The organism is Roseibium sp. (genome assembly GCF_050301095.1).
Classification (GTDB): Bacteria; Pseudomonadota; Alphaproteobacteria; order Rhizobiales; family Stappiaceae; genus Roseibium.
On the sequence record NZ_JBNKYW010000232.1, the window covers coordinates 1 to 7,640 of the forward strand.

At 61.6% G+C, this 7,640-nt stretch carries 8 protein-coding genes; 3 read left to right on the plus strand and 5 right to left on the minus strand.

Going from position 1 to position 7,640, the window contains the following annotated elements; translation table 11 throughout:
- The 3 genes from ACQY7U_RS20475 to ACQY7U_RS20485 form a co-directional block, all read right to left on the minus strand.
- Nucleotides 1–950 (minus strand): substrate-binding domain-containing protein (locus tag ACQY7U_RS20475; protein ID WP_428648605.1); only part of this gene is annotated, 950 nt, incomplete at its 3' end.
- Nucleotides 951–1,053: 103 nt separating this feature from the next.
- Entirely contained in the window at nt 1,054–2,067 is a 1,014-nt protein-coding gene (locus tag ACQY7U_RS20480; RefSeq protein ID WP_428648608.1) for an ABC transporter permease, read from the minus strand.
- 2 nt (nt 2,068–2,069) lie between these two features.
- Nucleotides 2,070–3,593: a sugar ABC transporter ATP-binding protein gene (locus ACQY7U_RS20485; RefSeq protein WP_428648610.1), complete on the minus strand. Its 1,524-nt coding sequence runs from the start codon at nt 3,591–3,593 to the stop codon at nt 2,070–2,072.
- 202 nt (nt 3,594–3,795) lie between these two features.
- Between ACQY7U_RS20485 and ACQY7U_RS20490 the strand changes: the two genes are divergently transcribed.
- On the plus strand, nt 3,796–4,830 hold the full coding sequence (locus tag ACQY7U_RS20490; RefSeq protein WP_428648612.1) for a LacI family DNA-binding transcriptional regulator: 1,035 nt from the start codon (nt 3,796–3,798) through the stop codon (nt 4,828–4,830).
- On the opposite strand, the gene ACQY7U_RS20495 is transcribed toward ACQY7U_RS20490, so the two are convergent.
- Nucleotides 4,822–5,742, minus strand: coding sequence for a LysR family transcriptional regulator (locus ACQY7U_RS20495; protein WP_428648615.1), 921 nt, complete (start codon nt 5,740–5,742; stop codon nt 4,822–4,824). The genes ACQY7U_RS20490 and ACQY7U_RS20495 overlap by 9 nt on opposite strands.
- Before the next feature lie 100 nt (nt 5,743–5,842).
- Between ACQY7U_RS20495 and ACQY7U_RS20500 the strand changes: the two genes are divergently transcribed.
- Both ACQY7U_RS20500 and ACQY7U_RS20505 read left to right on the plus strand, forming a co-directional pair.
- A complete protein-coding gene (locus ACQY7U_RS20500; protein ID WP_428648618.1) occupies nt 5,843–6,202 on the plus strand; it encodes a VOC family protein in 360 nt (119 codons plus the stop codon).
- Entirely contained in the window at nt 6,199–7,062 is an 864-nt protein-coding gene (locus ACQY7U_RS20505; protein WP_428648621.1) for an SDR family oxidoreductase, read from the plus strand. The genes ACQY7U_RS20500 and ACQY7U_RS20505 overlap by 4 nt, the downstream gene beginning before the upstream one ends.
- Before the next feature lie 374 nt (nt 7,063–7,436).
- On the opposite strand, the gene ACQY7U_RS20510 is transcribed toward ACQY7U_RS20505, so the two are convergent.
- The coding region (locus tag ACQY7U_RS20510; protein ID WP_428648624.1) for a DUF2585 family protein at nt 7,437–7,640 on the minus strand (204 nt) is incomplete at its 5' end.

The window sequence follows — 7,640 nt, forward strand, 5'->3', positions numbered from 1 at the left end:
AACGGCGAGTCAGGGAAGTAGTAGGACGCGGCGTTTTCCGGCGTGACCAGCGGCGCGCCCAGAATGAAGCGGCCTTCCACCGGTGCATTCGAGGTGTAGTTGGCCACCGTCAGGTCAATCGCCGTCGCGATCATTGCCGGCGGATAAAGCACGTCAACCGGGATGAGTTCGTCACCATCCATGATGCCGCGGATGATTTCCTTCATGCCGGCGCCGCCGACCACGAACATTTCATCTTCGCGTCCGGCCTGCTTGATGGCTTCAACCACGCCGATGGCGATGTCGTCGTCCTGCGCCCACACACCGTCGATGTCGGGGAAGCGGCTGAGGAAGTCCTGCATGACTTCGAAGCCGTCATCGCGGTTCCAGTTGGCATGCTTGTTGTCCAGAACGTTGATGCCGGAGCCCTCGATTTCCGCCATGAAGGCGTCGAAGCGCTCGTTGTCGATCACGGTCGGAATGCCGCGCAGGACAACGATGTTGTCACCGTCCTTCAGGCGACCCTTCATGTATTGCGCCGATACCCGGCCGAGCTCGGGATTGTTGCCGGCGACATAAAGATCCTCGATCCCCGGCTGGCTGAGACCGCGGTCGACAACTGTGATCCAGGCACCGGATTTCTTCACGTTCAGCACCGGATCGGTGAGCGGCTCGGATTCGAACGGCAGCACCACCAGCGCGTCGATCTGGTGAACCGAGACAAGGTCTTCCAGCGCACTCGCCTGGGAGGCCGGGTCCGGTGAGTTGACCAGGATGAGGTCCACATCCGGATAAAGCTTTTCGAGGCGCTTCTCGGCCTGCTCCGCGTGCCAGTTCATGCCGGCGGCCCAGGCATGGGTCGGGGTCGGATAGCTGACACCGATCTTGATCTTCTCGTCCGCAACGGCGGTCCCCGCAAAGGCCAGGGCTCCAGTAACTGCAAGGGCCCCCAGGGCTTTTTTCATAAACATCGTTTCCTCCTCCAATGCTGTCGATTGGACGCACCTTTCCCGTCCGGTGCGAGCCGGTGTTTCTGTTTGGGGGACGGGGCCCGGTTCTGTTGAGTTCAGCGCGTTACGGCTTGCCGCTCTTGCCGAGCTTCCAGTCGCTGCGCTGCAGGAGAACCGCAACGATGATGATCAGGCCCTGCATCGTGCCGTTCAGGTAGTTCGAGATCATGTCGGTGAAGTTCAGAATATTGCCGATGGTGGTCAGGATCAGGGCCCCCAGTATGGTGCCTCCGATCCGGCCGTAGCCGCCCTTCAACACCGTGCCGCCGATGATCACTGCCGCGATGGCTTCCAGTTCCCAAAGGACGCCGGTCGAGGCGGAGGCCGAGCCGAGCCGGGGCACGTAGATGATCGTGGCGAAGGACACACACAGGCCCTGAATGACGTAGGTGAGCGTTTTGACCCGGTCGACATTGATCGCGGAATATTTTGCGACCGCTTCATTGGAACCGATGGCCGTGCAATAGCGGCCGAAAGCCGTCCGGTTGAGCAGCAGCCAGCCGCAGATGGCGACCAGGATGAAGACCCAGACGGGGAACGGCAGCCCAAGGAAACTGTCGTAATAGACCGGGCGATAGGTGCCGCGGATGTCGAAGTTCAGGGAGAGCGTGCCGCCGTCGGCAAAATAGGTGACGAGCGAGCGGTAGATCCCCATGGTGCCGAGTGTAACGATAAAGGCCTCGATCTTGCCCTTTGTGGTCAGCGCGCCGTTGATCCAGCCCGCGCCAATGCCGAGCAGGACGGCAAGGCCGCAGCCGAAGAGGACGGTCGGTATGCCGGTGCCGAGCGTGTCGACCATATTGTTCATGACGATGATCATGACCCCGGCGATCGCCGCGGCCATGGAGCCGACAGAAAGGTCGATGCCGCCCGCGGTGATCACGAAGGTCGCGCCGACGGCGATGATGCCGATGAAGGCCGAACGGGTCAGCAGGTTGGTCAGGTTGCCTTCGCTGACGAAGGACGGGTTCAACAGAAATCCGATCAGGCACAGCAGAAGCAGGGCGAGGGCCGGACCGAGCGTTTTCAGGTCGACGGCGGGGCGCTTGGCAACTCTGTCCTCGGAGGCTGTGGTCATGGTCAATGGAGGTCCTCCCGCTTGAGCCCGGCGGCATAGCGCATGATTTCGTTTTCGTTGATGTGGTCGCCCGTCAGGATGCCGGTGATATGGCCCTCACGCATCACCACCACCCGGTGGCAGATGCCGATGATTTCCGGCATTTCAGATGAGATCACCACGACGGAGACCCCTTCGGCGGCGAGCGCGGCGATGAAATGGTAGATCTGCTGCTTGGTGCCCACATCGATGCCGCGCGTCGGCTCGTCTATGACAACGATCTTCGGATCGCATTCCATGATCTTGGCGAGTAACAGCTTCTGCTGGTTGCCGCCGGAAAGCTTGCCGACCGTGATTTCCGGGTCCCGCGAGCGCACGTCGAAGCGGCGGATCGCGCGTTTGAGAGCCGCGTCCTCCGCCTTGCTGTCGAGAGCAAAGTTCCTCACGAATTTCGGCAGGGCGAACAGCGTCAGGTTCGGGCGCATCTTCTTGTCCAGAAGCAGGCCCTTTTCCTTCCTGTCCTTGGTGAGATAGGCGAGCCCTTTGTCGCGGGCCTCCGCAACGGTCATGGCTCCGACGTCCTCGCCGAACAGGCGGATGGTTCCGCCTTCGACGGGGGCAAGGCCGCAGATGGCTTCGAAGACGGCGGTCCGGCCGGAACCGATCAGGCCGGAGAAGCCCAGGATCTCTCCCTTGCGCAGGTCGAAGCTGACGGTGTCGATGCCCGCTGCCCTGAGGTTTTTCACCTCCAGCACCCGCTCCGCGTCGACATCGGCTTCATGCATCGGCGGAAAGAGGTCGGAGAGTTCCCTGCCCACCATCATCTGCGCCATCATGTCCGGCGTCAGGTCTTCGGACGCGCGTGTGTCGATCCACTGGCCGTCGCGCAGTATGGTCACCCGGTCGGCGATGGCCTTGACCTCGTTGAGCTTGTGGGAAACGAAGACGATACCGACACCGCCTTGCTTGAGCTTTTCGACCTGACGGAAGAAGACCTCTGTTTCCTCTTCGGTCAGGACGGCGGTCGGCTCGTCCATGATCAGGATGCGGGCGTTGCGGCTGACGGCCTTGACGATCTCGACCATCTGTTTCTGGGCGATGGTCAGGTCCGAAATCCGGTCGTCGGGGGAAATGTCCAGGCCGATTTCATCGAGATATTTCTGGACCCTCGCCCGCATGGCCGCCTTGTCGAGGAAACCGTTGGATTTCAGCTCGCGGCCGAGGAAGACGTTCTCCTCCACGGTCATCTGTTCGGCGAGGTTGAGTTCCTGGTGGATCAGAACAATACCAAGCTTCTCTGCTGCGCCGTTCGGGGGGAGGGCGGTCTGCTGTCCGTCGAGGCGGATCTGGCCTGAGGTCGGGTCGTGAAAGCCGGACAGGATCTTCATCAGCGTCGATTTGCCCGCGCCGTTCTCGCCGATCAGGGCATGAACCTCGCCGGGACGCACGTCCATGCTGACGCTGAACAGCACCGGCACAGGCCCGAAGGACTTGCTGATGTTGACGGCTTCGATCACCGCGCCTTGCGTGGATGGATCCACCTGCATTTATCGTTCCTCCCAGGCGCGGTCATTCTCTTCGAGACCATCGCCATAGTCATGATGTAAACGTTTTCATAATCGATGTAAACCTTTACATTGGCCTTTGTAAACCTTTTCATGGGGTGCGATGCGGTCTATACAGCTTGGATGGTGTTGCGATTCATGGACTTAACCGGAGGCCGCACCGCAGCATGTCTGGAAACAAAAAATGAGCGAACCGGGCGAGCGGCCGGCAACCATCGAAGATGTGGCAAAACTGGCGGGCGTTTCCATCGCGACGGTCAGCCGGGCCCTGCGCTCGCCGGAAAAAGTAGCCGAGAGCACGCGCAAGAAAGTCACCGCCGCCATTGCCCGCACCGGCTACACCGCCAACGCCATGGCACAGAACCTGCGCATGCAGCGCTCGAAAATGGTGCTGGTGCTGGCGTCCTCCATCGCCGATCCGAATTTCGCCGGCATCCTGACGGGCCTTGAAAAGGCTGCCAACGACCGTGGCTACGGGGTCCTGATCGGCAACACGGAAGGCACCACGGGACTGGAGCAGAACTATCTGCGCTTCCTGTCGACGGGCATGGCCGACGGGCTGGTGCTCTTGACCGGCCACGTGCCGGTCGCGGGCGAACCCCAGGCACCGCTCGGCTCCCTGCCGCCCATCGTGGCGACGGAACGTCCGGTCGCAAATCCCGAAATCAGCTATGTCGGCGTGGACGATGTCGCCGCGTCAAAGGTCGCGACCGAATACCTGATTTCGCTTGGTCACCGGAAGATCACCTATATTTCCGGCGGTCCCGCGGATGTCCGCAGCGATCTGCGCCATTCAGGCTATCGGCGGGGACTGAAGGAATCGCCGGAAACATTGCGCGACTGGCGGGTCGAGGGCGACGGATCGGCGGAAAGCGGCCGGGCCGCCGTGGAGCGGCTTTTCATCAAGGACGATCTGCCGACCGCCTTCTTCTGCTTCAACGACAACACCGCCATCGGCGTGATCTCCGCGCTGCAACTGCGCGGCTATAACGTGCCGAACGATTTTTCCGTGCTCGGCTTTGATGACATTCCCTTTGCCAACAATTTCACCCCGGGCCTCACCACCATCCGCCAGCCGCGCCACCACATCGGCGAAAAGGCGATGACCATCCTGCTCGACCGTCTGGCCAACCGGACGCTGGAAAAACAGAGCCACCTGCTGCACGGCGACCTGATCGTGCGCGAAAGCTGCGCGGGCGTGTCGCGGGCGTCAAAGTAGGCTGTCGGAGGCCGTGCGGCTCCGGTAGGGCGCCAGGTGGGCGCTGACGTCGTCCAGGAAGGCCCGGGCGAGTTTAGACAGGCCGGTCCGGCCAGCGTAGACCGCATAGAGCGAGACTTCCGGCATCCGCCAGTCCGGCAGGACTTCCACCAGATCGCCTGTGGCGAGTTCATCCCTGCACATCAGGCCCGGCACATCGCCGATCCCGGTTCCAAGTCGCACGGATGCCTTGACGGCCAGATAGTCGTTGACCGACAGCGTGGCCTCGAAAGGCGTCTCAAAGGTCTTTTTGCCCTTCCGCAAGGGCCATACGGTCTTGTCCCGAGACAGGAAATTGAAGCCGATCAGCGTGTGCTGCAGAAGGTCCTCCGGCAGGCGGGGGGGCTGGTGAACGGCAAGATAGGATGGTGCGGCACAGAGCCTGTGGCGATGGGTAAGCAGCTTGCGGATCACCAGGTTCGGCGCTGATGGGCGGGCCACACGAAACGACAGATCGATCCGGTCGTCGACGAAATCCAGCATGCGTTCGCTGACCAGCACCTGGATCTGCGCTTCCGGATGACGGCGCAGGAAACTGTCGACGGGTTTTGTGAACAACAGCTCCGCGAGATTGGGCGGAACCGTCACCCGCAATTTCCCGGCAAGGCTCTCCTGTTTGCCGCGAATGACCTGATTGGCATAGCTGAGCGCGCTGATGCCTTTGCTGCAATGATCGAAATAGGTTTGCCCCGCCTCGGTGATCCGCAGCGGTTTGTGAGACCGGTCGATCAGGCGGACTTGAAGGTCTGCCTCAAGCTCGGCGACCTTGCGGCTGACGGTGGAAAGCGGCATGTGCAAGGCGCGGGCGGCGCCCGTGAAGCTCGCCTGGCGGATGACTTCCACAAAAACAGCGATGGCGTCCAGGTTACGCATGATATTCCATATCTGGAAGATTGCTTTCGAAAACAACGTATAGTCCCGAAATTGGAAGCTGACTAGGTTGACGTTCTCAGAAACCAAGCGAGGCGAAGCCATGACCAATCTGGACAGGACCATCAACTACATCGAGTTCCCGCTCGTCGACGCCGGGCGCACCAAGGACTTCTACGGCTTCGCCTTCGGCTGGCGCTTTCAGGACTGGGGCGAAACATACATCAGCTTCGACGGTGCCGGCGTCGAGGGCGGCTTTAATGGCGCGACAGGCGTGCCGGTCAGGGCGCCGGGCGTTCTGGTCGTGCTCTATGCGGCGGACCTTGCCGCCACGCTCGCCGCGGTGAAAGCGGCGGGCGGAACCATCCTGCAGGAGCCCTACGACTTTCCGGGAGGCCGCCGGTTCCATTTCGCCGACCCCAACGGCAACGAACTCGCCGTCTGGACGGAGGCAGCGCAATGACTGTTCTCGTGACAGGGGCGACCGGCACGATCGGTTCGGAACTCGTCCGCCTGCTTTCGGGCAACGGGCATCTCGTGCGAGCCTTTTCCCGGTCGGCGGAAAAGATCTCGGCACTGTCCCTTCCGGGAGTAGAGGCCTTTCCCGGGAATTTTGCCGAGGAGGACCGTCTGAAGGCAGCGCATGAGGGTGTCGAGGTTCTGGTCCTTATCACCCCGTCCGCGCCGGACGCAGCCGATCATGCGAGGGCCTGCATTTACGCCGCACGGCTTGCAGGCGTGCGCAAGGTGGTGCGTCTTTCCGCCATCAAAGCCGAGACCGGCGGGCCGACGGAAAACACCCGCCTTCATGCCCTGACGGAGGCGGAAATCCGCGAGAGCGGCATGGAGCATGTCTTTCTGCGCCCGAATTTCTTCATGCAAAACCTTTTTATGGTGGCCGAAACCATCAAGGCGAAGGGGACATTTTCCTTTGCCAATGGCGACGGCCGCACGGGGCTGATCGACACCCGCGATGTGGCTCTGTGCTTGCGGCACTGCGTGGAAAGCGACCGGTGGAACGGGGCGGCGCATGAGCTGACCGGTCCGGAAGCGATCAGTCTTCAGGAAGCCGCCGAACGGCTCTCGGCGCTTCTGGGCAAACCGGTGCGCTATGACCCGGTCCGGCCGCAGGACGCCCATGACTTTGCGTTGACGAGCGGTTGGGGTCCATGGCTGGCCGCGCTTCTGCGCGACTATGGTGCGGCCTACAGTTCGGGCTGGGGAGACTTCGTCACCGGGCAAGTGGAGAAGATAACCGGTCAGCCGGCACGGCGCTTCGAGGATTTTGCGGAAGATCTCCTGCTGCCGGTGCTCAGGACCTGACGGCTTTCCGGTTCAGGACCGCCTCTGAGCCGGAGCATGCCTCTGCCTTCTTGCCCGTGTTCGCAATAGATACTCGTCAATCCGGCCAAGTGGCGCACGGTCGAACGCTGATCCGGACTACTGCGTGAGCGGAGCGAAGTCTCCGCCCACCGCAGTCATCCCCGGCTTGATCGGGGATCTACTCGTTTCCAGAGCCGCTGCGATTTGGCCGGTAAGGTTCCTCAGGTCCGGGCCGGATCGGACGTTCGAAGTTTGCCGAAAGCTGGATTGGATCCCCGATCAAGTCGGGGATGACCACTATGGAAATGCGGCAGACGAGTACAAATCGTCGGACGCCCTGGAACGAGAAAATCGCAAGCCAGCAAAGCTCACTGTCATCCACCTTGCCAGACTTTTATCGCCTCGACCGGGTAGATCAGCATCAGCACGTTCAGCGTGAGATTGTCCCGGATCACGTAAAGCGCCAGCAGCTCGAAGAAGATGCCGGTGAGCACCGTCACCCAGACGGGCATCCGCCAGGCGAACAGGAAGCCGGTGAGCATCCACATGATATCGGCGACGGAGTTGAGCACGCTGTC

What these genes read in the sequence shown, in the direction of transcription:
- ACQY7U_RS20490 (WP_428648612.1), top strand. Translation starts at nt 3,796, where the DNA reads ATGAGCGAACCGGGCGAGCGGCCGGCAACCATCGAAGATGTGGCAAAA.
- ACQY7U_RS20495 (WP_428648615.1), bottom strand. Translation starts at nt 5,742, where the DNA reads ATGCGTAACCTGGACGCCATCGCTGTTTTTGTGGAAGTCATCCGCCAG.
- ACQY7U_RS20500 (WP_428648618.1), top strand. Translation starts at nt 5,843, where the DNA reads ATGACCAATCTGGACAGGACCATCAACTACATCGAGTTCCCGCTCGTC.
- ACQY7U_RS20485 (WP_428648610.1), bottom strand. Translation starts at nt 3,593, where the DNA reads ATGCAGGTGGATCCATCCACGCAAGGCGCGGTGATCGAAGCCGTCAAC.
- ACQY7U_RS20480 (WP_428648608.1), bottom strand. Translation starts at nt 2,067, where the DNA reads ATGACCACAGCCTCCGAGGACAGAGTTGCCAAGCGCCCCGCCGTCGAC.
- ACQY7U_RS20505 (WP_428648621.1), top strand. Translation starts at nt 6,199, where the DNA reads ATGACTGTTCTCGTGACAGGGGCGACCGGCACGATCGGTTCGGAACTC.